General features: G+C 65.8%; 19 protein-coding genes. 9 read left to right on the top strand and 10 right to left on the bottom strand.

The genetic code is table 11. From position 1 onward, the window contains the following. The first annotated feature begins 247 nt into the window (after positions 1-247). The 3 genes from metG to rocF all read left to right on the top strand — a co-directional run bounded on the left by metG (position 248) and on the right by rocF (position 5,309). Positions 248-1,966: a methionine--tRNA ligase gene (gene metG, locus ACK41U_RS07745; protein WP_409677953.1), complete on the top strand. Its 1,719-nt coding sequence runs from the start codon at positions 248-250 to the stop codon at positions 1,964-1,966. Between the two features lie 265 nt (positions 1,967-2,231). Further along, entirely contained in the window at positions 2,232-4,313 is a 2,082-nt protein-coding gene (locus ACK41U_RS07750) for a TonB-dependent receptor domain-containing protein (RefSeq protein WP_409677956.1), read from the top strand. Positions 4,314-4,385: 72 nt separating this feature from the next. Further along, positions 4,386-5,309, top strand: a complete 924-nt coding sequence (gene rocF / locus ACK41U_RS07755; RefSeq protein WP_409677959.1) for an arginase — start codon at positions 4,386-4,388, stop codon at positions 5,307-5,309. Positions 5,310-5,445: 136 nt separating this feature from the next. Here the strand turns inward: rocF and ACK41U_RS07760 are convergent, their stop codons facing one another. Both ACK41U_RS07760 and ACK41U_RS07765 read right to left on the bottom strand, forming a co-directional pair. Then, positions 5,446-7,470 (bottom strand): catalase, encoded by a 2,025-nt coding sequence (locus ACK41U_RS07760; protein ID WP_409677962.1) that lies wholly within the window; start codon positions 7,468-7,470, stop codon positions 5,446-5,448. Between the two features lie 524 nt (positions 7,471-7,994). Next, positions 7,995-8,546, bottom strand: a complete 552-nt coding sequence (locus ACK41U_RS07765; protein ID WP_409677965.1) for an NYN domain-containing protein — start codon at positions 8,544-8,546, stop codon at positions 7,995-7,997. A gap of 108 nt (positions 8,547-8,654) precedes the next feature. Between ACK41U_RS07765 and folK the strand changes: the two genes are divergently transcribed. From folK to ACK41U_RS07785, 4 genes are all read left to right on the top strand, one after another. Beyond that, positions 8,655-9,254: a 2-amino-4-hydroxy-6-hydroxymethyldihydropteridine diphosphokinase gene (gene folK / locus ACK41U_RS07770; protein ID WP_409677968.1), complete on the top strand. Its 600-nt coding sequence runs from the start codon at positions 8,655-8,657 to the stop codon at positions 9,252-9,254. 72 nt (positions 9,255-9,326) lie between these two features. Next, on the top strand, positions 9,327-9,683 hold the full coding sequence (gene rpoZ, locus ACK41U_RS07775) for a DNA-directed RNA polymerase subunit omega (RefSeq protein ID WP_409677971.1): 357 nt from the start codon (positions 9,327-9,329) through the stop codon (positions 9,681-9,683). A 41-nt stretch (positions 9,684-9,724) separates the two neighbouring features. Further along, positions 9,725-11,839 (top strand): RelA/SpoT family protein, encoded by a 2,115-nt coding sequence (locus tag ACK41U_RS07780; protein ID WP_409677974.1) that lies wholly within the window; start codon positions 9,725-9,727, stop codon positions 11,837-11,839. A 94-nt stretch (positions 11,840-11,933) separates the two neighbouring features. Then, positions 11,934-12,563, top strand: a complete 630-nt coding sequence (locus ACK41U_RS07785) for a DUF2062 domain-containing protein (protein ID WP_409677976.1) — start codon at positions 11,934-11,936, stop codon at positions 12,561-12,563. Here ACK41U_RS07785 and ACK41U_RS07790 read toward each other — a convergent pair. From ACK41U_RS07790 to ACK41U_RS07820, 7 genes are all read right to left on the bottom strand, one after another. Then, positions 12,557-13,459: a 2-hydroxyacid dehydrogenase gene (locus ACK41U_RS07790; RefSeq protein ID WP_409677979.1), complete on the bottom strand. Its 903-nt coding sequence runs from the start codon at positions 13,457-13,459 to the stop codon at positions 12,557-12,559. The two genes, ACK41U_RS07785 and ACK41U_RS07790, sit on opposite strands and share 7 nt — an antisense overlap. 2 nt (positions 13,460-13,461) lie before the next feature. Continuing rightward, entirely contained in the window at positions 13,462-14,601 is a 1,140-nt protein-coding gene (gene rodA, locus ACK41U_RS07795) for a rod shape-determining protein RodA (RefSeq protein WP_409677982.1), read from the bottom strand. Between the two features lie 3 nt (positions 14,602-14,604). Beyond that, the gene (gene mrdA / locus ACK41U_RS07800; RefSeq protein WP_409677984.1) at positions 14,605-16,554 is read right to left on the bottom strand and encodes a penicillin-binding protein 2; all 1,950 of its coding nucleotides are present in this window, start codon (positions 16,552-16,554) and stop codon (positions 14,605-14,607) included. A 20-nt stretch (positions 16,555-16,574) separates the two neighbouring features. After that, the gene (locus tag ACK41U_RS07805) at positions 16,575-17,087 is read right to left on the bottom strand and encodes a rod shape-determining protein MreD (RefSeq protein WP_409677987.1); all 513 of its coding nucleotides are present in this window, start codon (positions 17,085-17,087) and stop codon (positions 16,575-16,577) included. After that, positions 17,084-18,013: a rod shape-determining protein MreC gene (gene mreC / locus ACK41U_RS07810; RefSeq protein ID WP_409677990.1), complete on the bottom strand. Its 930-nt coding sequence runs from the start codon at positions 18,011-18,013 to the stop codon at positions 17,084-17,086. Before mreC ends, ACK41U_RS07805 begins: the two co-directional genes overlap by 4 nt. 24 nt (positions 18,014-18,037) lie before the next feature. Next, complete coding sequence (locus ACK41U_RS07815; protein WP_409677993.1) at positions 18,038-19,072, bottom strand: rod shape-determining protein; 1,035 nt, start codon at positions 19,070-19,072, stop codon at positions 18,038-18,040. 192 nt (positions 19,073-19,264) lie between these two features. Continuing rightward, positions 19,265-20,827 (bottom strand): 2-isopropylmalate synthase, encoded by a 1,563-nt coding sequence (locus tag ACK41U_RS07820; RefSeq protein ID WP_409677995.1) that lies wholly within the window; start codon positions 20,825-20,827, stop codon positions 19,265-19,267. Between the two features lie 389 nt (positions 20,828-21,216). Between ACK41U_RS07820 and ACK41U_RS07825 the strand changes: the two genes are divergently transcribed. Together ACK41U_RS07825 and ACK41U_RS07830 are read left to right on the top strand one after the other, a co-directional pair. Further along, entirely contained in the window at positions 21,217-21,651 is a 435-nt protein-coding gene (locus tag ACK41U_RS07825) for a universal stress protein (protein ID WP_409677998.1), read from the top strand. A 26-nt stretch (positions 21,652-21,677) separates the two neighbouring features. Then, a complete protein-coding gene (locus ACK41U_RS07830) occupies positions 21,678-23,234 on the top strand; it encodes an alanine/glycine:cation symporter family protein (protein ID WP_409678001.1) in 1,557 nt (518 codons plus the stop codon). Between the two features lie 50 nt (positions 23,235-23,284). Here the strand turns inward: ACK41U_RS07830 and rarD are convergent, their stop codons facing one another. Beyond that, on the bottom strand, positions 23,285-24,241 hold the full coding sequence (gene rarD, locus ACK41U_RS07835) for an EamA family transporter RarD (protein ID WP_409678004.1): 957 nt from the start codon (positions 24,239-24,241) through the stop codon (positions 23,285-23,287). Positions 24,242-24,266 lie beyond the last annotated feature (25 nt).

Raw genomic sequence — 24,266 nt, forward strand, 5'->3', positions numbered from 1 at the left:
CCGGCGCCAGCGGTCGGCGCCCATTCCTTAACACCCCCTTAACCCCCCGCCCGCAAGCGGTGTACGCCCTGTGCCTCTCCTGTGCCGCCCCTGTGCACGCCCTGTGAGGCCCGATCCCCAGCATTTGCTGGCCCCGCCGCGCCCCCGCCCCGCCGGGTGTTGCGCGGCACAGCCCGCGCAACGCACGCAGACTTTCATTCACCCCGCAACGGGGCTAGAGATGCGCGACCCCGAAAGGACGCATGCCATGGCCCGCCACCTCATCACCTCCGCCCTGCCCTATATCAACGGCATCAAGCATCTGGGAAATCTCGTCGGCTCACAGCTTCCGGCGGACCTTTATGCCCGCTATCTGCGGGCGCGCGGGCACGAGGTCATGTTCATCTGCGCCACCGACGAACACGGCACGCCCGCGGAACTGGCCGCCGCGAAAACCGGCGAGGCGGTGGCCGATTACTGCGCCCGCATGCACGCTGAACAGCAGGCGCTGGCCGATGGGTTCGGGCTGTCTTTTGACCACTACGGGCGGTCCTCCAGCGACCGCAACCGGCGCCTGACCCAGCACTTTGCGGGGCGTCTGGCCGATCAGGGCTATATCCGCGAAGTCTCTGAAAAACAGGTCTATTCCCACGCCGACGGCCGCTTTCTGCCCGACCGTTACATCGAGGGCACCTGCCCCAATTGCGGCTATGACAAGGCGCGCGGCGACCAGTGCGAGAACTGCACCAAGCAGCTGGACCCGACCGATCTGATCGACCCGCGCAGCGCGATTTCGGGCAGCACCGATCTTGAGGTGCGCGAGACCAAGCACCTCTATCTGCGCCAGTCCGCGCTGAAGGATCAGATCGCCGCATGGATCGACGGCAAGGCCGGTTGGCCGATCCTGACCACCTCGATCGCGCGCAAATGGCTGAACGACGGCGACGGTCTGCGCGACCGGGGCATCACCCGAGATCTGGACTGGGGCGTGCCGGTGCGGCGCGGCGATCAGGACTGGCCGGGGATGGAGGGCAAGGTCTTCTACGTCTGGTTCGACGCCCCGATCGAATATATCGGCGCGACCGCCGAATGGGCCGACGCGCAGGGCGAGGGCGACGCCGCATGGCGCCGCTGGTGGCGTCTGGACGAGGGCGCAGAAGACGTCACCTACACCCAGTTCATGGGCAAGGATAACGTTCCCTTTCATACACTTAGCTTTCCGGCAACGCTGATCGGATCGGGCGAGCCGTGGAAGATGGTCGACTATATCAAGTCGTTCAACTACCTGACCTATGACGGTGGCCAGTTCTCGACCAGCCAGGGGCGCGGCGTCTTCATGGACCACGCGCTGGAGATTTTGCCTGCCGATTACTGGCGCTGGTGGCTCTTGTCGCACGCCCCCGAATCCGGCGACAGCGAGTTCACATGGGAGAATTTCCAGCAATCCGTGAACAAGGATCTGGCCGATGTGCTGGGCAATTTCGTCAGCCGCATCACCAAGTTCTGCCGCGCCAAATTCGGCGAGGCCGTCCCCGAAGGCCCCGCCTACGGCCCCGAGGAACTGGCCCTTATCGCCGCGCTGACCACCCGCATCCGCGCCTATGAAGGCAATATGGCCGCGATGGAGGTGCGCAAGGCCGCGTCCGAGCTGCGCGCCATCTGGGTGCTGGGCAACGAATATCTGCAATCGGCCGCCCCTTGGACTGTCTTCAAGACCGACCCCGCGCAGGCGGCGATGCAGGTCCGCATGGGGCTGAACCTGATCCGGCTTTACGCGATCCTGTCGCAGCCCTTCATCCCCTTTGCCGCGCAGTCCACGCTGGCGGCGATGAACGCCCCCGACGCGGACTGGCCCGACGATGTCAGCGCGGCGCTGGAGGCCCTGCCCGCAGGCCACGCCTTTACCGTGCCCGATGTCCTCTTCGCCAAGATCAGCGACGAGGACCGCGCCGCATGGGCCGAGCGCTTCAAGGGCGTGCGCGCCTGATCCCCGCCACCTGATCGCCCGCGTCTTTGCGTCCCGCGACAGCACGGGGGGCATCCTGCCCCCCGCACCCCCCTGGGCCGCGCGACCGGGATGCCGGCATCGCGCCCACCGTGTCATTTCAGCCACAGCCGCCCCGGCTCCCCGCCCGGCGCGGTTGTCGTCCGAAAACCACAGGCTTATTCCCGACAAACTTACCCAGGTATGCGGCCCGTTCCCTCTGTCGCGACCCCAGGCATGTGATCCCTCATCGCCGGAGACTGTTCCCATGCCGCACCCCGCTGCATCGCGCACCCATGCCTTGCGCAAGCCGCTGTTCCTGACCTCGACCGCGCTGGCCCTGACGCTGACCGCAACGGCGCCCTCCGCGCTGGCGCAGGACAGCCAGCCCCTGCTGCTGGACGAGATCGTCATCACCGCATCGGGCTTTGAGCAGAACGTGGCCGACGCCCCCGCCAGCATCACCGTCATCTCGGGCGAGGATCTGGCACGGCGCAATATCACCAGCCTGTCGGATGCGCTGCGCGAGGTGCAGGGCGTGTCCACCACCGGCATCGCCAATGAGCAGGACATCAATATCCGCGGCCTTCCGGGCCAGTACACGCTGATCCTTGTGGACGGCAAACGCCAGTCCACCCGCCAGTCACGCACCAATGGCGATGCCGGCTTTGAGCAGAGCTTTACCCCCCCGGCCGCCGCCATCGAGCGGATCGAGGTCGTGCGCGGGCCGATGTCCTCGCTCTATGGGTCGGACGCGATGGGCGGGGTCATCAACATCATCACCAAGCCGGTGGCCGACCGCTGGACCGGCTCGGTCACCGCCGAGGCGACCCTGCCCGAACGGCGCGAGGACGGCTCGACCCGGCAGCTGTCCTTCTATGCCAGCGGCCCGATCGTGGCCGATCAGCTGGGCCTGCAACTCTGGGGCCGCAAGCTGGACCGCAGCGAGGCGCGCGTCATCGACGGGGCCCGCGACCGCGACCTGACCGATCTGTCGGCGCGCCTGACCTGGACCCCGGCCCCGGACCATCAGATCAGCCTGCAGGGCGGGCGCAGCGTGATCGAGGATCTGGGCCGCGTGGGCCGCACCATCCCCGAGACCGATTTCCGCGGCACGCCCCAGAATGACAGCCTGCAGGAAAACACCCGCAAACACGGGCGCCTTGGCTATGAAGGCCAATGGGGCGCGACGCGGGCCGACCTGTCGGTCCAGCGCGAGACCGGGCAGCGCACGACCGCCTCGGGCAATGGCGCGGTGGGGCTGTCGGCGGCGCCGCGCGCGCCCAAGGTCACGAACACGGTCTATGACGCCAAATTCTCGACCCCGCTGTCCTGGCAGGGCCAGCATATGGTGACGTTCGGCGGGCAATATGACCGCGCCTCGGTGACGGACCAGAATCCCGGTCTGGGTGACGGCGTGACCTATCGCTTCCGCACCTCGCAATGGGCGCTGTTCGCCGAGGATGAATGGAAACCGGCCGAGGATGTCGCCCTGACCCTTGGCGCGCGCTATAACGACCACAAGGAATTCGGCAGCCATGTCACACCGCGCCTCTACGGGGTCTGGAATGCGACGCCGGACCTGACGCTCAAGGGCGGCGTCTCGACCGGGTTCCGGGCGCCGGATGTGCGCTCGATCGTGCCGGGCTATTTCTACACGACCGAGCGTGGCGCGGGCGTGATCGTGTCGAACCCCGGCCTGCAACCCGAGAAAAGCACCAGCTACGAGCTGGCCGCGCTGTATGCCGGGGCGGGCTATAATCTGGGCGCGACGATGTTCCGCACCGATTTCCGCAACAAGATCGAAAGCGCCAAGACCGACGGGCGGGTCGAGGTCGGCGGACAGGGCTATAACCGGTGGGAGTGGTTCAACATCGGCGAGGCGCGGCTGCAAGGGGTCGAACTGACCGCAGACTGGGACGCGACCGCCGATGTGACGCTGCGCGCCTCTTACAGCTTTGTCGATTCCGAACAGCAGACCGGCAGTTATGCGGGCCTGCCGCTGGCGCGCACGCCGCGCCACTCGGCCAGCGTGACGGCGGACTGGCGCACGCCGGTCGATGGGCTGGAGGCCTGGGGCGCGGTCAACTATCACGGCCACGAGGTCGCGGCAGGCGCGCGTGTGGGCACCAACGGGCGCCCCCATGCCACCGATGCCAGCGGCGCGGTGATCGCCTATGAATATGGCGACTATCTGACCGTCGATCTGGGCGCGTCCTACCGGCTGTCAGAGAATGCCGTGGTCAATGGCGCGGTCTATAACGTGCTGGACCGCGACATCACCATGTCCGACAACAACACGGTCGGCGAAGGCCGCCGGTTGTGGCTGGGCCTGACCGCCGAATTCTGACGACATGCGCCCGGCGGTGGACATTCCCCCGCCGGGCGGCTTTCATCCGGTCCATCAAGCAAGGAGACCCGGATGACCCATTGCATCCTGATTGGCGCCCCGGTGGATGAGGGCCAGCGCCGCCCCGGCTGCCTGATGGGCCCGGCGGCCTATCGCACGGCGGGGCTGGCCACGACGCTCAGCGCGCTTGGCCACGGGGTCGAGGATCGCGGCGATGTGGCCCCCACCGGCATCGGCGCCGAGACCTGCGCCAATCCCGCCGTCCACCACCTGCCCGAAACCATCGCCTGGACGCGCGCCCTGCTTGAGGCCACGCAGGCGGCCATGGCGGACGGCATGCCCATGATCATGGGCGGCGATCATTCGCTGGCGCTTGGCACGGTGGCGGGGGTGGCGGCCCATGCGGCCTCGGTGGGCCGCCCGCTGTTCGTGATCTGGCTGGACGCGCACAGCGATTTCCACACGGTCGCCTCGACCACCTCGGGCAATCTGCACGGCACGCCGATGGCCTATGCCAGCGGCTTGCCGGGCTTTGATCCATTCCCGCCCTTCCCCGCCCCGATCCCCGGCGAGAATATCTGCATGTTCGGCATCCGCAGTGTTGATCCCGCCGAATATGCCGCCATGCAGCCGACCGAGATCACGGTCAATGACATGCGGGTGCTGGACGAACAGGGGATCGTGGCGCCCCTGCGCGGTTTTCTGGACCGGGTCCGGGCGGCGGGCGGGCTGCTGCATGTCAGTCTGGACGTGGACTTCCTCGACCCCTCGATCGCGCCTGCGGTCGGCACCACCGTCCCCGGCGGCGCCACCTTCCGCGAGGCGCATCTGGTGATGGAGCTGCTGCACGAATCGGGGCTGGTCACCTCGCTGGATCTGGTCGAGCTGAACCCCTTCCTGGATGAACGCGGCCGCACGGCGAAACTGATGGTCGATCTGGTCGGCAGCCTGATGGGCCGCAAGGTCTTTGACCGCCCCACCCGCAGCTACGGCTGACCCGCGCCAGTTTTGCCTTGGGAAAAATATCCCGCGGGGTGAGCCGCGCCCGGAACAAGGTCCGGTGGACCTTGTTCAGCGGCGAACGCCCGGCGCTTGGCGCCGGGCTGGGGGGCGCGAAGCCCCCGGCCTCTCCCTACCAGAGCCGCGGCTCGCGCGCATGGAACCGGCGCGCTGCGGCCTGAACGAACGCCTCGGGCTCCAGCCCGGTGACGCCCTCGTCCGGCTCGACCCCTGCCGCTTTCAGCAGCGGACCTGCCGCCTCATCCGCGCCGATGGCCTTCAGATGCGCGAAGGCGTCGGAGACGAAATCAATCGCCGGCTTGTATTTTGCCAGCACCGCCGCGTCACCCTCTCCCAGCACCAGCGCCACCGCGTCAAACAGCACCGAGGGCTGCCCCGCCAGCTGCGCGTCAGCCCGGCCGCGCTGGCGATGGATCAGCACCGCCTTGCCGCCTTCGGCCTTGATCGCCTCTGTCAGCGCCTCGACCTGGGCCTCGTCGGCACCATCGCCCAGCAGGATACCGACCTGACGCCCCTTCAGCGTCGGCTTGGCGCGCTTTGCGATCGACAGCGCGTCCGAGGGCGCCATGTCGATGGGTTCGCGGAAGGGTACGGCGCGGGCGGGCATGTCCTCGGCCAGTTCCTCGGCCACGGCGGCGGCCAGATCCTCGTCGATCACGCGCAGATGGCCCAGCACGCGCTGGATCACATGGCCCAGCCCGACCTTGGACAGCTCGAAGACCAGCGCATCCGCGATATGGTGCTGCTCGGTCTCGGTCTGGCTGCGATAGAACAACCGCGCCTGGCTGTAGTGGTCGCCGAACAGTTCTGGCCGCACCCGCAGCTTCTGATCGGGCTGGTTGCCCAGATCGGTCATGGTCCGGTGCGTCGTATAGCCATCTTCACTGGCGCGCGGACCGGGATCTTCGCCCGCCTCGTTCAGGCTGTTGGGCTCGTAATTCGCGCGGCCCCGCGGCACGGCCATCTGCATCATCCCGTCGCGCTGAAAATTGTGCATCGGGCATTTGGGCGCATTGATCGGCAGCTGATGGAAATTCGCAGTGCCAAGCCGTGATTTCTGCGTATCCAGATAGCTGAACAGCCGCCCCTGCAGCAGCGGATCATCGGTAAAGTCGATGCCGGGCACGATATTGGCGGGGCAAAAGGCCACCTGCTCGGTCTCGGCAAAGAAGTTGTCGGGATTACGGTCCAGCACCATGTGGCCGATGATGCGGACGGGAATCTCCTCTTCAGGGATCAGCTTGGTCGCGTCCAGCACGTCATAGGGCTGCGCCGCCGCCCATTCCGCGTCGAACACCTGAATTCCCAGATCCCATTCGGGGAAATCGCCTGCGGCAATCGCCTCCCACAGGTCGCGGCGGTGATAGTCCTGATCGGCGCCCGCCGTCTTGACCGCCTCGTTCCAGACCTGAGACTGCAGGCCCAGGCGCGGCTTCCAGTGGAATTTCACAAAGCTGGATCTGCCCCCGGCATTGACCAGCCGGAAGGTGTGGACGCCAAACCCCTCGATCATGCGATAGCTGCGCGGAATGCCGCGATCCGACATGGCCCACATGATCATATGCATGGATTCCGGCATCAGCGACACGAAATCCCAGAAGGTGTCATGCGCGCTGGCGGCCTGCGGATAGCCGCGATCGGCCTCCATCTTCACCGCGTGGATCAGGTCGGGGAACTTCAGCGCGTCCTGAATGAAGAACACCGGGATGTCATTGCCGACCAGATCCCAGTTGCCTTCCTCGGTGTAGAACTTGACGGAGAAGCCGCGCACATCGCGGGGCGTGTCGACGCTGCCCGCCCCGCCCGCAACGGTAGAGAACCGCGTGAAGACCGGCACCCGGCCCTTGCTGGCAAACAGGCTGGCGCGCGACAGTTCGGGGATCGGGTCGGTGCATTCGAAATAGCCATGCGCGCCCGAGCCGCGGGCGTGGACGATCCGTTCCGGGATGCGCTCATGGTCAAAGTGGAAAATCTTTTCCCGCAGCATGAAATCTTCCAGCAGGGCCGGGCCGCGTGGCCCCGCCGTCAGGCTGTTCTGATTGTCCGAAACCGGGATGCCCTGATTGGTGGTCAGGGGCTGGCCACCGCGCTGATGCAGCTCTCCCCCCTTGCCTTGCGTCTCGCTGAACCGGGTCATGTGATGTCCTGTCATTCGCTGGATTTGCTGGGGCCCAACCCCCGGCTGCGGCCGATGTTCCGGCCTGCCATGCGGGCAGTCGGCGAGACGGGGCCAAACCCCTGCGCGGCATCACCAATTTCCTGTCGCATCGGGCGCGGCGATATGGCATGACGCCTGCCATGCGGACGTGGCGAAATCGGTAGACGCAGCAGACTTTGACGATTGGAGTGCCCGGTCTGGGGAAACCCCCGGTGCAGAACCGCTCAAATTCGGGGAAAGCTCTGGGTCGCAAGGCCCGTGCCAATCCCGAGCCAAGCCCCCCAAAGACGGGGAAGGTGTAGAGACTAGACGGGCGGCGCCTACAGCCTGACGGCCATGGCGAAGGGATAGTCCAGACCACGAACGGGGGGCGCGTCGCGCCCTGCGGCGGCGAAAGCCGAAGTGGTATGAAAATCTGTTTTCCGTAAGGAAGTGCGGGTTCAAGTCCCGCCGTCCGCACCATCCCGCCGCCGCCCCCCGCCGGGGGGGGGCGGCGGTCGGTTTCAGGTTTCCTGTGGCCCGTTCTCGCGCGGGGGGCGGCCGATAATCTCGCGCAGGGCGTCCAGTTCGATGAAGTTGTCGGCCTGACGGCGCAGGTCATCGGCGATCATCGGCGGCTGGCTGCGGATCGTCGAGACGACCGAGACCCGCACCCCCTGCCGCTGCAGCGCCTCGACCAGAGGCCGGAAATCACCATCGCCGGAAAACAGCACGGCATGATCCAGACGCGGCGCCAGTTCCATGGCGGTCACGGCCAGTTCGATGTCCATATTGCCCTTGACCTTCCGCCTCCCCATGCCATCGGTGTACTCCTTGGCGGATTTGCTGACGACGCAGAAGCCGTTGTAATGCAGCCAGTCCACCAGCGGGCGGATCGGCGAATAATCATCCCCGTCCATCAGCGCGGTGTAGTAATAGGCGCGCATCAGTTTGCCGCGACGGTCGAACTCTTGTCGCAGCAGTTTATAGTCGATCTCGAACCCCAGGGCCTTGGCGGCGGCGTAAAGGTTTGCGCCGTCAATGAATATCGCCAGACGGTCATCCTTGTAGAACATCGGTGTTGCCTTCAATAAGTCTTGCTGCTTTGCAGACAAAGGACGCGCCGGGGTGAGGGGCCTGACGCCAATGTCCCATGTCAATCCTTGTAGAACGGGAAGTAGATGATGTTTAACCTGTCTTCTGGTATAGTCGCGCTAGGGGCGAACCTTCCCGCATCCACGCACAGCCTGTGGCAGACTCTGCGGCAGACCGTGGGCATTCTGCATAGTGAACCGAACATTTCAATATCGGCTGTCAGCCGTTTCTGGCGGACCCCGGCGGTTCCGGCGGGCGCGGGGCCGGACTTTCTCAATGCGGTGGCGCTGATCCGGTCGCCGTTGACGCCCGACGCAATTCTGGCACGGTTGCATGCGGTTGAGGCACAGTTGGGCCGCGACCGCAGCACGGGGCGCTGGTCGGCGCGTGTGCTGGATCTGGATCTGATCGCGCTGGACCAGGCTGTTCTGCCCGATGACACGACGTTGCGTCACTGGATCGACCTGCCACCCGAGGCACAGCGACAGGCGACACCGGACCGCCTGCTGCTGCCCCATCCCCGGATGCAGGACCGCGCCTTTGTGCTGGCCCCTCTGGCCGAAATCGCCCCGGACTGGCGCCACCCGCTGACCGGCCGCAGCGTCACGCAGATGCTGGACGCGCTGGGTCCGGACGCGCTGGCCGGAATGGCGCCGATGCAAGAGCAGGAATTCCGGCCTTTTGCTTGACAATCACCCCAATGCTGACCACTAGTCCGGTTTCGCCCCGAATGTCCGATTCGCAACTGCACAGGTGATCCCATGGCCCGCGTAACGGTCGAAGACTGCGTCGACAAGGTTCCCAACCGCTTTGATCTGGTGATGCTGGCTGCACACCGGTCTCGTGAGATTGCGGCAGGAAGCCCGGTCACCGTGGACCGCGACAACGACAAGAACCCGGTCGTCGCCCTGCGCGAAATCGCCGAGGAAACCCAGCCCGTCGACGATCTGCGCGAGCGGATGATCGAATCGACCCAGACCCAGATCGAGGTCGATGAGCCCGAAGAAGACGCCATGGCCCTGCTGCTGGGCGCCGAGGTGGATCGTCCCAAGCCCGCCGACGAGGAATCGGAAGAGCGGATGCTGCGGATGATGCTGGAAGCCAATCAGCGCGGCTGACCCGGCACGTTCAAGACACAGGCAGAGAGGTCTTCGGCAGCATGATTGACGTCGAAGACCTGTTGGCTTTGGTGCGGAACTACAATCCGCGCTGTAACGCACAGTTGATCCGCGATGCCTATGAATATGGCATGCGCATGCATGAGGGGCAGTTCCGCCACTCGGGCGAGCCCTATTTCACCCATCCCATCGCCGTCGCCGCCATCCTGACCGAGATGCGGCTGGACGATGCGACCCTTGTCACCGCCCTGCTGCACGACACGATCGAGGACACGCGGTCCACCAAATCCGAGGTGGGCGCGATGTTCGGCGAGGAAATCGCCGGTCTGGTCGATGGCGTGACCAAGCTGACCAATCTGGAACTGGCCAGCGCCCAGTCCAAGCAGGCCGAGAATTTCCGCAAGCTGTTCATGGCCATGTCGCGCGACCTGCGCGTCATTCTGGTCAAGCTGGCCGACCGGCTGCACAATATGCGCACGATCCGGTCGATGCGGCCTGACAAGCAGGTCAAGAAGGCCCGCGAAACCATGGACATCTACGCCCCCCTTGCGGGCCGGATGGGCATGCAGTGGATGCGCGAAGAGCTGGAAGACCTGGCCTTCAAGGTCATCAACCCCGAGGCGCGCAACTCGATCATCCGCCGTTTCGTGGGGATGCAGCGCGAATCGGGCGACATCATCGGCCAGATCACTGCCGACATCCGGGCCGAGCTGGAACGCGAGGGGATCGAGGCGGATGTCTTTGGCCGCGCGAAAAAGCCCTTCAGCGTCTGGCGCAAGATGCAGGAGAAACAGCTGGCCTTCTCGCGCCTCTCCGACATCTACGGGTTCCGCATCATCACCCGGTCCGAAATGGACTGTTACCGCGCGCTTGGCGTGATCCATCACCGCTGGCGCGCGGTGCCGGGGCGGTTCAAGGACTATATCAGCCAGCCGAAATCGAACGGCTACCGCTCGATCCACACCACCGTATCGGGGCGCGACGGCAAGCGGGTCGAGGTGCAGATCCGCACCCGCCAGATGCACGAGGTGGCCGAGGCGGGCGTGGCCGCGCATTGGTCCTATCGCGACGGGGTGCTGGCCAAGAACCCGTTCGCGGTCGATCCCGCCGAATGGGTGGCCAGCCTGACCGACCGCTTTGACAGCGAGGATCACGACGAGTTTCTCGAACATGTGAAACTTGAGATGTATCAGGATCAGGTCTTCTGCTTCACGCCCAAGGGCGATGTGATGCAGCTGCCCAAAGGCGCGACCCCGGTCGATTTCGCCTATGCGATCCACACGCGGCTGGGCAATTCCTGCGTCGGCGCCAAGGTCGATGGCATCCGCGTGCCGCTGTGGACGCGGCTGAAGAACGGGCAGTCGGTCGACATCATCGCAGCCTCGGGTCAGCGGCCGCAATCGACCTGGCTGGATATTGTCGTCACCGGCCGGGCCAAGGCCGCGATCCGGCGCAGCCTGCGCGAAGAGGACCGCGACCGCTTCATGCGGCTGGGCCGCGAGCTGGTGCGCGTCAGTTTCGAACATGTGGGCCGCAAACCCACCGACAAGGCCCTGCGCACGGCGGCGCGGCAGATGGGCCTGCCCTCGGCCGAGGATCTGCTGGCCCGCATCGGCAGCGCCGAGAATTCCGCCAAGGAAGTGCTGGAGATCCTCTATCCCGAACTGGCCGATCACCAGGACGAGATCGACAGCCGCCGCCCCATCGCGGGGCTGGAGGCCGATGACCGCTTCAAGCGCGCGCCCTGCTGCAACCCCCTGCCGGGCGAGCGGATCGTGGGCATCACCTATCGCGGCGCGGGCGTGGTCATCCATGCCATCGACTGCCCGGTTCTGGCCGAGTTCGAGGATATGCCCAACCGCTGGGTCGACCTGCAATGGCGCGACGGGCGCCATCCGGCGGCCTATTCGACGGTGCTCAGCCTGACGATCCGGCACGATGCCGGGGTGCTGGGGCGCATCTGTGGCTTGATCGGCGGGCAAGGCGCGAATATCTCGAACCTTGAGTTCATTGATCGCAAGCCCGACTTCTACCGTATCGAGGTCGAGGTCGAGCTGCGCGATCACGAACATCTGCACAAGCTGCTGACCGCACTTGAGGCGGAAAGCGATGTGGCGCAGGTGGCGCGGATCCGCGACCCGGCGCTGAAACCCTGATCCGGCCCGCCCCGGGCCGGACCTTTGACAACCGACCGGGTGAGTTTTGTTCAAGCGCAGAAAACCTCGCAGTTATGGCCAGATCGCCGGTCAGATGATCTATCCGCGCGGCGGCTGGCGGCGGGCGGGCACCTATGTCCTGCACCGGCTGCGCCGCCTGCCCGACCGCCCGCACCGGATCGGGCGCGGCGTGGCGGCGGGGGTGTTCGTCTCGTTCACGCCGCTGTTCGGGTTCCACTTCCTGTCCGGCGCCGCCGTCGCCTGGATCATCCGCGGCAATGTTCTGGCCGCACTGCTGGCGACCTTCGTGGGCAACCCGGTGACGCTGCCCTTCATCGCACTGGCCTCGGTCGGCCTGGGGCGGCGGATTCTGGGTCTGCCGGGTGAGCTGTCGGCGCATCTGATCTTTCGCGAATTCACCCGCGCCTCGGGCGAGGTGTGGCACAATATCCGCTCGATCTTTGGCCCCGAGACCGCGCATTGGGACCGCCTGCTGGAGTTTCACCAGCAGATCTTCCTGCCCTATTGGGTGGGCGGGGTGATTCTGGGGCTGATCGTGTCGGTGGGCACGCATTACCTGACGGTGCCGGTGTTCAAGGCCTATCAGCGGCGGCGAGAGAAGAAGATGGCCGACCGCATCTCCCGCGCCGCCGAGATCGCCGCAGCCCGCGCCCTGCACGAGGCGGACGAGGCCGCAGCCCTGCGCAAGCCCGGGGATCAGTAGCCCCGGCTGCGGTCCACCAGATGCGCGACAGGGCGGCCCGCCATGGCATCACGCAGGTTTTGCGCCACCACCGGCGCGGCGGTCCCGGGGCGGGTCTCGGCGGCGATATGCGGGGTGACGGTCACAGCGGGATGCGCCCAGAACGGGTGGGTGGGCGGCAGCGGCTCTGACCGGAAGACATCCAGCACGGCGTGGGACAGGCACCCATCATCCAGCGCCGCCAGCAGGGCATCATCGTCGATCAGCGTGCCGCGCCCCGGATTGATCAGCCACGCCCCCTGCGGCAGCTGCGCCAGCCCTGTGGCATCCAGCAGATCGCGCGTCTCCGGCGTGTCGGGCAGCAGCGTCACAAGAACCTCGGCCCGCGACAGGGCGCTGTGCAGATCCGGGGTCACCGTGACGCCCGGCACCGGCGCACCTGAGCGGCTGAAGCCCGTGACCGGAAAGCCGATGCCGGTCAGCAGGCGGGCGGTGGCGCGGCCCAGCTCGCCCATGCCAAGAATGGTGACGGGGCGCTCGGCGGCCAGCGGCGGGATCTGGCCGTTGCGCCACTGCCCGTCCTGCCGGTAGCGGTCCATGCCCAGATGCGCCCGCATCACCCAGCCCGTGCAATATTCCGCCATCCCCGCCGCCAGCCCCGGATCGACCATCCGTGCCAGCGGCTGGGTCAGCGTCGGGTTGGTCACGATCCGCTCGACCCCGGCCCAGAGACTGTGGACCAGCCGCGCGCGGGTATAGGGGGCGAAATCCTCGATGTCGCCGCCCGGCGCATAGATGATGGCGTCAAAGCTGGCCGGATCGCCCGCCCGCAACAGCTGCATCCCGGGGCAGGCGGCGGTCAGGGCCGGCGCCCATTCGTCCCATGCCCCCGCGCGCGCGGAAAAACGCACCCGCATCGCTAACGCGGCCTGTGGACATGGGCGGATTGCACAAGGCCGAAGCCCAGCATCAGGATCATCAGCGAGGTGCCTCCGTAGCTGACCAGCGGCAGGGGCGAGCCTTTGGCCGGCAGCAGCCCCATGACGGTCGCCATATTGATCGAGAAATACAGAAAGAACGTGCCCGAAATGCCGATGGTGATCAGGCTGGCAAAGCGGTCGCGGTTGGACAGCGCCGAATAGAGGCAGAAGCCGAGGATCAGCATATACAGCGTCAGCAGCGAGATCGCGCCGACAAAGCCGAATTCCTCGGCCAGCACGGTAAAGATGAAATCGGTGTGCTTTTCGGGCAGGAAGTTCAGCCGCGACTGCGTGCCCTGCATGAAGCCACGCCCGGCCCACCCCCCTGACCCCAGCGCGATCTGGCTCTGGATGATGTTATAGCCCGCACCCAGCGGGTCGGCGCCCGGATCAAGGAAGGTGTCGATGCGGCGGAACTGATAGTCCTTCAGCAACTGCCAGTCGGTGCCGCGACTGTTCAGCACCGTCACGACCAGCCCCGCGCCCGCGCCCAGCACGACCACGAAATACCACAGCGACACGCCCGCCGCGAACATCACGATGCCGCCCCCCGCCACCAGCATGATCGAGGTGCCCAGATCGGGCTGCAGCAGCACCAGCCCCGTCGGCGCCAGGATCAGCAGCACCGGAATCATCACCCAGAGCGGGCGCGACACGCGGCGGATGTCCAGCCAGTCGTAATAGGCCGCCAGCAGCAGCACGAGCGAGATCTTCATCAGCTCTGACGGCTGGATGCGGATCGGCCCGATATCAATCCAGCGCCGCGCGCCCATGCCGATCACGCCCACCAGATCGACCGCCACCAGCATCAGAAAGCAGACCACATAGGCCGCCACCGAGATGCCGCGCCAGAACCACATCGGCACGAAGGCCAGCCCCAGCATCAGCACCATGCCGACGGCAAAGCGGTACATCTGCGGCTCGGCCCAGATCTCGACCCGGCCACCGGCCACGGAATACAGCATCAGAAACCCGATGCAGCAGACCGCCGTGATCAGCACCACCAGCGGCCAGCTGATGTGAAAGACCTTGCGCCACCCCGTCGGAACCTGAGTGACCTTGTAGTCGAGATAAGCCATCGGTCAGACTCTCGTGCGGCCGTTGCGCGGCGGTTCGGGGGTGTACAGGTCCATCGCCTCGTGGCGGGCCTCCATCGCGGCGCGCTGATCCGACAGGATCGCGTCCAGCGGCGGCAGCCCGCCATTCAGTGCAAACAGCAAAATGTCGCGCGCCAGCGGTGCCGCAACGGTCGAGCCGCCGCCGCCATGTTCGACCACCAGCGAGATGGCATAGCGCGGCGCCTCATAGGGCGCATAGGCCACGAACAGCGCGTGGTCACGCCGGTTCCATGGCAGTTGCGCGTTCGAGATCACCCCCCGCGCCCGTTCGGCGACCGTGATGTTGCGGACCTGGCTGGTGCCGGTCTTGCCCGCCATATGCCATTCGTCGCGCAGGATGCGGCTGCCCCGCGCGGTGCCGCGGTTGCCATACATCACCGCCTCCATGCCGACACGCGCGATGCGCAGCGAGGCCGCGCTGATACCCTCCAGTTCCGGCCAGTCGGGCACCGGCTGGCGCACACCGTCAATGGCGCGCACCAGGCGCGGCTCGACCGCGCGACCGCTGGCGATGCGCGCCGTCATCACCGCCAGTTGCAGCGGCGAGGCCAGCACAAAGCCCTGCCCGATCGAGGCATTCAGGCTGTCCCCGATCTGCCACGACTGTCCGTAGCGGTTCATCTTCCATTCGCGGTCCGGCGCAATCCCCTCGGCCACGGCGGACATCGGCAGGTCGTGGCGGACCCCCAGCCCCAGCTTGCGGGCCATGATCGCGATCCGGTCGATCCCCACCCGCTGCGCCAGCTCGTAATAGTAAACGTCACAGCTTTCTTCGAGGCTTTTGATCGCATCGACCGAGCCATGCCCGCCCCGGCTCCAGCAGTGAAAGCGTCGCCCGCCCAGTTCGGTATGGCCGGGGCAATAGAACCGCGTGCCCGCGTTGATCACGCCCGCCTCCAGCCCCGCCATCAGCGTGACCATCTTGAAGGTCGAGCCGGGCGGATAGACCCCCTGCACCGTCTTGTCGGCCAGCGGCCTGTGATCGTGATCCATCAGCGCCCGGTAGTCCCGGCTGGAAATGCCGCGCACAAAGGAATTGGGATCAAAACTGGGCGAGGAACAGATCGCCGCCAGCTCGCCGGTCTGACAATCCATCACCACGGCGGCGGCGCTTTCCTCGCCCAGACGCTGCGCTGCATAGTTCTGAAGCGCGGAGTCGACCGTCAGCTGCAGGGTCGAGCCCTGCTCACCCTCTTGCCGCGACAGCTCGCGCATCTCGCGGCCAGTGCTGTTCACCTCGACCCGTCGCGCGCCCGCCTTGCCGCGCAGCACGGTTTCCAGCCGACCCTCGACCCCGATCTTGCCCAACTGAAAATCGGGCAGGCGCAGGACCGGGTCGGGCTCTTCGATGCGTGACAGGTCATAGTCGCTGACCGGGCCGACATAGCCCATGACATGCGCGAAATCGCCCCGGCGCGGATAGGCCCGCGACAGTGCCGATTCCGGTGTGACACCGGGCAGTGAGGGGGCGTTGACCGCAATGGCGCTGAACTGCTCCCATGACAGACGGTCGGCCAGCACGATGGGGGTAATGGCGCTGCGGCGCGAGAATTCCTCAAGCAATTCGGCAATCCGGTCCTCGGTCAAGGGGATCAGTTCGGCCAGCCGGCGCAGGACCATCCCGACATCGCCGCCCGCCTCTTCGCGAGTCAGGGTGACGCGGTAATTCTGTTCATTGCCCGCAATGATCAGCCCGTTGCGGTCCAGGATCAACCCGCGCGCCGGCGGCAGCAGCCGGATCTTGATCGAGTTGCCGTCGGACAGCATCCGGTATTCCTCGGCATGGTCCAGCTGCATCGACCGCATCTTCAGCGCCAGCGTCGTGGCGGTTGCGATCTGGATGCCGCCCAGCATAAGGCCGCGCCGGGTGATGCGGCGGGTGCTGTCCTGAATCTCGCGTGGCGACTTTTTCATCGGCGTGTCTCGTCCCGGATCTAGTCAGAGCGGCTGTCGCGGCGCAGCCCCAGCAGCCAGCGCGCAGCAAGCACGACAGCCGGATAGGCCGCCACCGTCGCCAGCAGCTGCAGGATCACCTGCCCCAGGGCCGGGACAGGCAGCATGAACAGCACCTGCACCAGCCGGTATCCCAGGATCATCGCCGCCATCAGCATCGCCACGCGCAGCCATTCAACCATGAATGTCTGGTCGCGCCAACGGGCCTCTCGCAGACGTGCGGCCTCGGTTCCCAAAAGCACGATCACCGGCCACAGCCCCAGCGGCCGCATCAGCAGCAGATCCTCGACCAGCAGCGCCAGCACGATCACCGGCGCGGCCAGCTGGTCGGGTCGGCGCAGCACCCATGCCATGATCAGCGCCAGCACCGCGTCGGGACCCGGCCACAGGGCCGCCCCGGACAGGGGCAGCAGGCGCACGAACAACAGCGCCCATGTCGCCAGCAGGAACAGCAGGCTGTCCCTGACAAAGGACCGGCGCGGCCACTCGATCATGGTGCGGTGCCGGGAGCCGGGGCGTCCCCTGCCCCGGACAGTTCCAGAGGCAGTTCAGGACCGATCGGGCCACGGTTTGCGCCGCGAATGATCGCATCGGCATCGGCCACCGCTTCCGCCGGGTGGCTGCGCAGCACGCGCAGGAATTCCAGCCGCCCGTAATCCGCCGCCATCAGGATACGCATCCGCCCGTCGGTGCCCTGCGCGACCTGCCCGACCAGCAGCCCCGAGGGGAACATGCCGCCGTCACCCGAGGTCACCACCCGGTCGCCGGGGCGGACATTGTCGGCGTTTTCGATGAATTCCAGCAGCGGCAGCGGCGTGTTGTCGCCCGTCATCAGCGCGCGTTCACCCGTGGGCTGCACCGTCACCGGAATGCGCGACGAGGGATCGGTCAGCAGCACCACCCGGCTGGTCGAACGCCCGACCCCCGCGATGCGGCCCACAAGGCCCAGCCCGTCCATCGTGGCCCAGCCCTCGATCACGCCATCCTGCGCGCCGACATTCAGCAGCACTGACTGGCGGAACGCCGTGCCGCTGTCCATCAGCACCATGCCGGTCAGCCCGGTCAGCGCCGGGTCGATGCGGACATTGTTCAGCGCCAGCAGCTTGGAGTTTTCCTGCTCAAGCTGGACGGCGGCCTCTTTCCACGCCGTCATCCGCTGCAATTCGCGGCGCAGTTCCTGATTTTGCTCGTAAAGCCGCGCATAGCTCTGAAAGCCCGCGACCATCTGGCTGACCCGCGTCACCGGCACCAGCGCCCATTCGAATTGCGGCACGATGCGGTCGATGATCGCCGTGCGCATCTGCTCGGCGCGCGGGCTGTCGATGCGCCAGAACAGGAACAGGACCAGCAGCGCAAGCGCCAGCACGGCGATCAGCACGCGCCGGACGGGGGTTGCGTAATCTGGTCCCTTGCGCGCCATGGCCGGGCCCCCTTGCGCGGGCGATCAGCTGTCGAAGTCGATGACGTGGCGCAGCTGTTTCTCGAATTCCAGCGCCTTGCCGGTGCCAAGCGCCACGCAGCTCATCGGCTGATCGGCAAGGCTGATCGACAGGCCGGTCTGCTCGCGCAGCGCCAGATCCAGCTCGCCCAGCATCGCGCCGCCGCCGGTCAGCATCACGCCCCGGTCGACGATATCGGCGGCCAGATCCGGCGGCGTGGCTTCCAGCGCGACCATCACGGCCTCGCAGATGGCCTGCACCGGCTCGGCCAGCGCCTCGGCCACCATCGCCTGGCTGATCTCGATTTCCTTGGGGATGCCGTTCAGCAGATCGCGGCCGCGCACCATCAGCGTGGCGCCGCGCCCGTCATCGGGCATGCGGGCGGTGCCGATGCTGGTCTTGATGCGTTCAGCGGTCGATTCGCCGATCAGCATGTTCTGGTTGCGGCGCAGATAGTTGATGATCGCCTCGTCCATGCGGTCGCCGCCGATGCGGACCGAGCGTGCATAGACCACGTCACCCAGCGACAGCACCGCCACCTCGGTCGTGCCGCCGCCGATGTCGACGACCATGGAGCCGGTGGGTTCGGTGATGGGCATGCCCGCGCCGATGGCCGCGGCGATCGGTTCGGCGATCAGGCCGGCCTTGCGGGCGCCTGCGGACAGGACCGACTGGCGGATCGCGCGTTTTTCAACGGGCGTGGCGCCATGGGGCACGCAGACGATGATCTTGGGCTTCGAGAAGGTCGTGCGCTTGAACACCTTCTTGATGAAATGCTTGATCATCTGCTCGGCGCTGTCGAAATCGGCGATGACGCCTTCGCGCATGGGCCGGATCGCCTCGATGCTGCCGGGCGTGCGGCCCAGCATCAGCTTCGCGTCCTCGCCCACGGCCAGCACGACGCGCTTGCCGTCCTTGACGTGATAGGCCACGACCGAGGGCTCATTCAGGATGATGCCCTTGCCCTTGACATAGATCAGCGTATTCGCCGTCCCAAGGTCAATTGCGATGTCGGTCGAAAACAAACCGCCGAATGCCATGCCCGTATCCTTTCGCGCCGGTTTGTCCCGGCCTGCCTTTTGCTGACCCGCGCGCCGCGGACGAAACCCCGTGACTCGCCTGCGCGGTGTGGCCCCGTATAGTCTCCCACAGGCCACCCGAAAAGCCCCGATACAGGACAAACGACGCGCGGGCAGCTTCCCGCGCGCCGTTTTTTGGCGGTGAAGCCGCCCCTAGTGCGAATACATGGTGATATGTCTGGTATCGCTGTCGGGTGCGGTGGCCGCGCGGCGCAGGATCAGACGGTTCAGCGCGCCGACATAGGCCTTGACCGAGGCCAGAATCGTGTCGGTATCGGCGGCCTGCCCGGTGACGATGCGGCCATCCTCTTCCATGCGCACGCTGACGGTGGCCTGTGCATCCGTGCCCTCGGTCACGGCATGGACCTGATACAGCAGCAGCCGCGCCTCATGCGGGACGATCTGGCGCACCGCGTTGAAGCAGGCATCGACCGGGCCGTCGCCGGTGGTTTCGGCGCGGATTTCCTGCCCGTCGACCAGCAGGGTCAGGTCCGCAGACTGGCCATCGCTGCCGCAGATGACGCGCAGGTGTTTCACCTGAAGGTGATCGGCATCGGTATTGGCCGCCGCATCCTGCACCAGCGCCACAAGATCGTCGTCATAGACCTCTTTCTTGCGGTCGGCCAAAGCCTTGAACCGCACGAAGATGTCTTTCAGCTGGTTGTCGCCCACCTCATAGCCCAGATCGGCCAGCTTGGCGCGCAAGGCCGCGCGACCCGAATGCTTGCCCATGGCGATGTTGTTCTCGGTCAGGCCGATATCGGCGGGGCGCATGATCTCGAAGGTTTCAACGTTCTTCAGCACGCCGTCCTGATGGATGCCCGACTCGTGCAGAAAGGCGTTCTTGCCGACGATCGCCTTGTTGAACTGGACCGCAAAGCCCGAAACGGCGGCGACACGGCGCGAGATGCCGATGATCTTTGTCGTGTCGATGGCCGTGTCATAGGGCATGATGTCATGGCGCACGCGCATGGCCATCACCACCTCTTCCAGCGCGGTATTGCCCGCCCGCTCGCCCAGACCGTTGATCGTGCATTCGATCTGGCGCGCACCGGCCTCGACCGCCGCCAGCGCGTTGGCGGTCGCCATGCCCAGATCGTTGTGGCAGTGGGTGGCAAAGATGATCTGGTCGGCACCCGGCACACGCTCCAGCAGCATGGCGATCAGGGCGGCGCTTTCGCGCGGCGCGGTATAGCCGACCGTGTCGGGGATGTTGATCGTGGTGGCGCCCGCCTTGATGGCAATCTCGACCACGCGGCAGAGATAGTCATGTTCGGTCCGGGTGGCGTCCATCGGCGACCATTGCACATTGTCGCACAGGTTGCGGGCATGGGTCACGGTCTGGTGGATGCGCTCGGCCATCTGGTCCATGTCCAGATTGGGGATCGCGCGATGCAGCGGCGAGGTGCCGATGAAGGTGTGGATGCGCGGGCGTTTCGCGTGGCGCACCGCCTCCCAGCAGCGGTCGATGTCGGGGATCTGGGCGCGGGCCAGCCCGCAGATCTGGGCGTTTTGCGCCTGCCGGGCGATTTCCGACACGGCGGCAAAATCACCCTCGGAGGCGATGGGAAAGCCTGCCTCGATCACATCGACGCCCATCTCGTCCAGCATCCCTGCTATTTCCAGCTTTTCGGCATGGGACATGGTGGCGCCGGGCGATTGTTCGCCATCGCGCAAGGTGGTGTCAAAAATCAAAACGCGGTTCTGGTCGGTCATTGTGCTGTCTCTCGCTTGGTTCGCTTGGTGTGCTGTGGGGGGGAACCGGGCACTGACCTGACTGAGCGGCGGCCCGGAAGACCCGCTCAGCGCAGCGTAAGCAGCAGCAGACCGCGGAGGTTCACGGCGAATCGCGCCCCAGTGGGGGCGGCAGGGGCCGAGGCGATGTGGCGCATCCGTGTCATGGGCGAAATATGACGTTCCGCGAGGCACTTGAAAAGACCCAAAGTGAGCCATGATGCACGCATCCCTGCCCCGGTCACGCGCATCGCTGGGTCCTGACCCGCCGATTTCACGCGTCCGTTACATTTTCACTGGCCGCATCCGGCCTGCCGTGCCTATCCTTTCAGCACGAACCCAAAAAACGAAAATCAACAGATGAGGGAACAATGACACGCAAGATCGTCGTCGGCTACGACGGCAGCGAAACGGCGCAGCGCGCGCTGGATTTCGCGATCACGCGCGCACAGGTCGAGGGCGACAGCCTCGTCATCGCGCATGTGCTGGAGTGGTCACCCTACAGCTTTCTGACCCCGAGCGAGGTCGAAGAGCGCCACCGCCGCCGCAAGGAAGAATTGCAACGCGCAGAAACCGCGATTATCGGCCCGGTTCTGTCCAAGGTCGAACAGGCGGGGATTCCCGTCACCGCCGTGCTGCGCTATGGCCACATCGCCGAGACCATGTGCGCCATCGCCAAGGATGAAAAGGCGTCGATGCTGATCATCGGGCGGATGGGGCATTCGGGCTTTGCGGCGCGCGTTTTCGGCTCGGTCGCGGCGACGCTGGCGCAGGCCGCGCCGGTGCCCGTGGTCATCGTGCCGTGAACCGCCGGGACAGGGAGAACAGGAACATGAACCGACATTTTGCAACACTGGCCCGCGCGCTTCCCGCGGCTGGCCTGATCGCCGCGCTGGCGGCCCTGCCCGCCCGCGCACAGGGCCTCGACACCGCCATCGACAGCTTTTTCGCGGCCACCACCGGCTGGTTCGTCAACATTATCTTTTCGAACTTTCCGGGCACGACATTTCCGTGGATCGTGGCATGGCTGGTCGTGGGCGCCTCGGTCTTTACGATCTATTTCGGCTTTATCCAGTTCCGCGCCTTCCGCCATTCGCTGCAACTGGTGCGGGGCGATTATTCCGACCCCAATGACGCGGGCGAGGTCAGCCACTTTCAGGCGCTGACCACGGCCCTGTCGGGCACCGTGGGTCTGGGCAATATCGCGGGCGTCGCCGTGGCCATCAGCATCGGCGGGCCGGGGGCGACGTTCTGGATGATCCTTGCGGGCCTGCTGGGCATGGCATCCAAATTCACCGAATGCACCCTGGGCGTGAAATACCGCAATGAATATGCCGATGGCACCGTCTCGGGCGGGCCGATGTATTACATGACCAAGGGTTTTGCCGAACGGGGCCTGCCCGGCGGCAAGTTTCTGGCCGTGCTGTTCGCCATCTTCTGCATTCTGGGCAGCTTTGGCGGCGGCAACATGTTCCAGGCCAATCAGGCCCATGCCCAGATCACCAATGTCGTGGGCGTCTATCCGGGCTGGATCACCGGCATCGTCATGGCGGTCATCGTGTTTCTGGTCATCGTCGGGGGTCTGAAATCCATCGCCAGCGTGACCGAGAAAGTCGTGCCCTTCATGGCCGCCATCTATGTCGCCACGGCGCTGATCATCATCGGCATGAACTATGACATGATCGGCACCGCGTTCGGACAGATCATCACCGGCGCCTTCACCAATGACGGTGTGGTCGGCGGCATGATCGGCGCGCTGATCCAGGGCTTCCGCCGCGCGGCATTCTCGAACGAGGCGGGCGTCGGCTCGGCCGCCATCGCCCACAGCGCCGTGCGCACCAAGGAGCCCACGACCGAGGGTTTCGTGTCGCTGCTGGAACCCTTCATCGACACGGTCGTGATCTGCACCATGACGGCGCTGGTCATCATCATCACCGGCCAGTTGGTCAGTGACCCCGAAACCGGCCTCTTCGTGCTGAACGAGGCGGGCACGCAGATCCAGACCGCAACCGGCAACACGGGCGTCGCGCTGACCTCGGATGCGTTCAGCAGCGCCTTCAGCTGGTTCCGCTATATTCTTGTTCTGGCGGTGGTGCTGTTTGCCTTCTCGACCATGATCTCGTGGAGCTATTATGGCCTCAAGGCATGGACCTTCCTGTTCGGCGAGGGCCAGACGAAAGAGCTGATCTTCAAGCTGCTGTTCTGCTTCTTCGTGATTGTCGGCGCGGCTTCGGGTCTGGGCGCGGTCATCGACTTTTCGGATGCGGCGATCTTTGCAATGGCGGTGGTCAACATCATCGCGCTGTATCTGCTGATGCCGATCGTCAAGGCCGAGATGAACAGCTATCTGGCGCGGCTGAAATCGGGCGAGATCCGCAAGCACAAATAAGCCCTGTCACGGGGATCACGACGGGGGGCGGGTGCGCAGGCATCCGCCCCTTATTGCATCCGCTTGGTCGCATTGCGGCGGTCACGGCGCCGCTGGCCCGCCTGACCGATCAGCGTCGCCGAATAGATCGCCAGCGCCGCCCAGATCATCGGGAAGGCGATCATCCGCGCCGGGTCCAGCACCTCGCCAAAGACCAGCACCGCGCACAGAAAGATCATCGTGGGCGCGATATATTGCAGGATGCCGATGGTGGACAGCCGCGTCAGCTTGGCCCCGTTGGCGTAAAACAGCAGCGGAATCGCGGTGACGGGGCCGGCGCCCAGCAGCAGCATCGTCTGCCAGTCGGCGCCGCCGAAATGCCCCTGCCCGGTCACGCTGAGCCAGATCACCAGCCCGACGGCGAAGGGCAGCAGCAGCAGCACCTCCAGCGTGAACCCCTGATTGGGGCCAAGCGGCAGCTGCTTTTTGCACAGCGCATACAGCCCCCAGCTGAGGGTCAGGCCAATCGCCACCAAAGGCAGGCGGCCCGCCTGCACCGTCAGCAAAACCACCGCCGCCGCCGCCAGCGCCACCGCGACAATCTGCCAGCGCGTCAGGCGTTCTTTCAGCAGCGTCGCGCCCAGAAAAACGCTGAGCAGCGGGTTGATGTAATATCCAAGCGCCGCATCCAGCGCGTGATCGTTCACGATGGCCCAGACATAGATCAGCCAGTTGAGCGAGATCAGAGCCGCCGTCAGCGCCGCCATCGCCAGCAGACGCGGGCGACGCAGGGCTGCCAGCAGATCGTCCTGACGCCGCTGAAAGATCAGTACCGCGCCGACGATGGGCAGCGACCACAGGATCCGGTGGGCGATGATCTCGGCCGGGGGAACATGGTCCAGCAGCTTCATGTACAGCGGCAGAAACCCCCACAGCACATAGGCCGAGATGGCATAGGCCAGCCCGCGCGGGGTGTCGGTCTGAGGGGTGTCAGTCTGCGGGGGCGAATCGGTGACAGGTGCGCTCATGCGGATTGCATAGGCTGCAAATCAC

This window comes from Paracoccus sp. (in: a-proteobacteria) (assembly GCF_046289755.1).
Taxonomy (GTDB): domain Bacteria; phylum Pseudomonadota; class Alphaproteobacteria; order Rhodobacterales; family Rhodobacteraceae; genus Paracoccus.

What these genes read in the sequence shown, in the direction of transcription:
- ACK41U_RS07815 (WP_409677993.1), bottom strand. Translation starts at nt 19,072, where the DNA reads ATGGCATTCGGCGGTTTGTTTTCGACCGACATCGCAATTGACCTTGGG.
- mrdA (WP_409677984.1), bottom strand. Translation starts at nt 16,554, where the DNA reads ATGAAAAAGTCGCCACGCGAGATTCAGGACAGCACCCGCCGCATCACC.
- ACK41U_RS07750 (WP_409677956.1), top strand. Translation starts at nt 2,232, where the DNA reads ATGCCGCACCCCGCTGCATCGCGCACCCATGCCTTGCGCAAGCCGCTG.
- folK (WP_409677968.1), top strand. Translation starts at nt 8,655, where the DNA reads ATGTTTAACCTGTCTTCTGGTATAGTCGCGCTAGGGGCGAACCTTCCC.
- metG (WP_409677953.1), top strand. Translation starts at nt 248, where the DNA reads ATGGCCCGCCACCTCATCACCTCCGCCCTGCCCTATATCAACGGCATC.
- ACK41U_RS07805 (WP_409677987.1), bottom strand. Translation starts at nt 17,087, where the DNA reads ATGATCGAGTGGCCGCGCCGGTCCTTTGTCAGGGACAGCCTGCTGTTC.
- ACK41U_RS07825 (WP_409677998.1), top strand. Translation starts at nt 21,217, where the DNA reads ATGACACGCAAGATCGTCGTCGGCTACGACGGCAGCGAAACGGCGCAG.
- rarD (WP_409678004.1), bottom strand. Translation starts at nt 24,241, where the DNA reads ATGAGCGCACCTGTCACCGATTCGCCCCCGCAGACTGACACCCCTCAG.
- rpoZ (WP_409677971.1), top strand. Translation starts at nt 9,327, where the DNA reads ATGGCCCGCGTAACGGTCGAAGACTGCGTCGACAAGGTTCCCAACCGC.
- ACK41U_RS07765 (WP_409677965.1), bottom strand. Translation starts at nt 8,546, where the DNA reads ATGTTCTACAAGGATGACCGTCTGGCGATATTCATTGACGGCGCAAAC.
- ACK41U_RS07760 (WP_409677962.1), bottom strand. Translation starts at nt 7,470, where the DNA reads ATGACCCGGTTCAGCGAGACGCAAGGCAAGGGGGGAGAGCTGCATCAG.
- rodA (WP_409677982.1), bottom strand. Translation starts at nt 14,601, where the DNA reads ATGGCTTATCTCGACTACAAGGTCACTCAGGTTCCGACGGGGTGGCGC.
- ACK41U_RS07820 (WP_409677995.1), bottom strand. Translation starts at nt 20,827, where the DNA reads ATGACCGACCAGAACCGCGTTTTGATTTTTGACACCACCTTGCGCGAT.
- ACK41U_RS07780 (WP_409677974.1), top strand. Translation starts at nt 9,725, where the DNA reads ATGATTGACGTCGAAGACCTGTTGGCTTTGGTGCGGAACTACAATCCG.
- ACK41U_RS07790 (WP_409677979.1), bottom strand. Translation starts at nt 13,459, where the DNA reads ATGCGGGTGCGTTTTTCCGCGCGCGCGGGGGCATGGGACGAATGGGCG.
- mreC (WP_409677990.1), bottom strand. Translation starts at nt 18,013, where the DNA reads ATGGCGCGCAAGGGACCAGATTACGCAACCCCCGTCCGGCGCGTGCTG.
- ACK41U_RS07830 (WP_409678001.1), top strand. Translation starts at nt 21,678, where the DNA reads ATGAACCGACATTTTGCAACACTGGCCCGCGCGCTTCCCGCGGCTGGC.
- ACK41U_RS07785 (WP_409677976.1), top strand. Translation starts at nt 11,934, where the DNA reads ATGATCTATCCGCGCGGCGGCTGGCGGCGGGCGGGCACCTATGTCCTG.
- rocF (WP_409677959.1), top strand. Translation starts at nt 4,386, where the DNA reads ATGACCCATTGCATCCTGATTGGCGCCCCGGTGGATGAGGGCCAGCGC.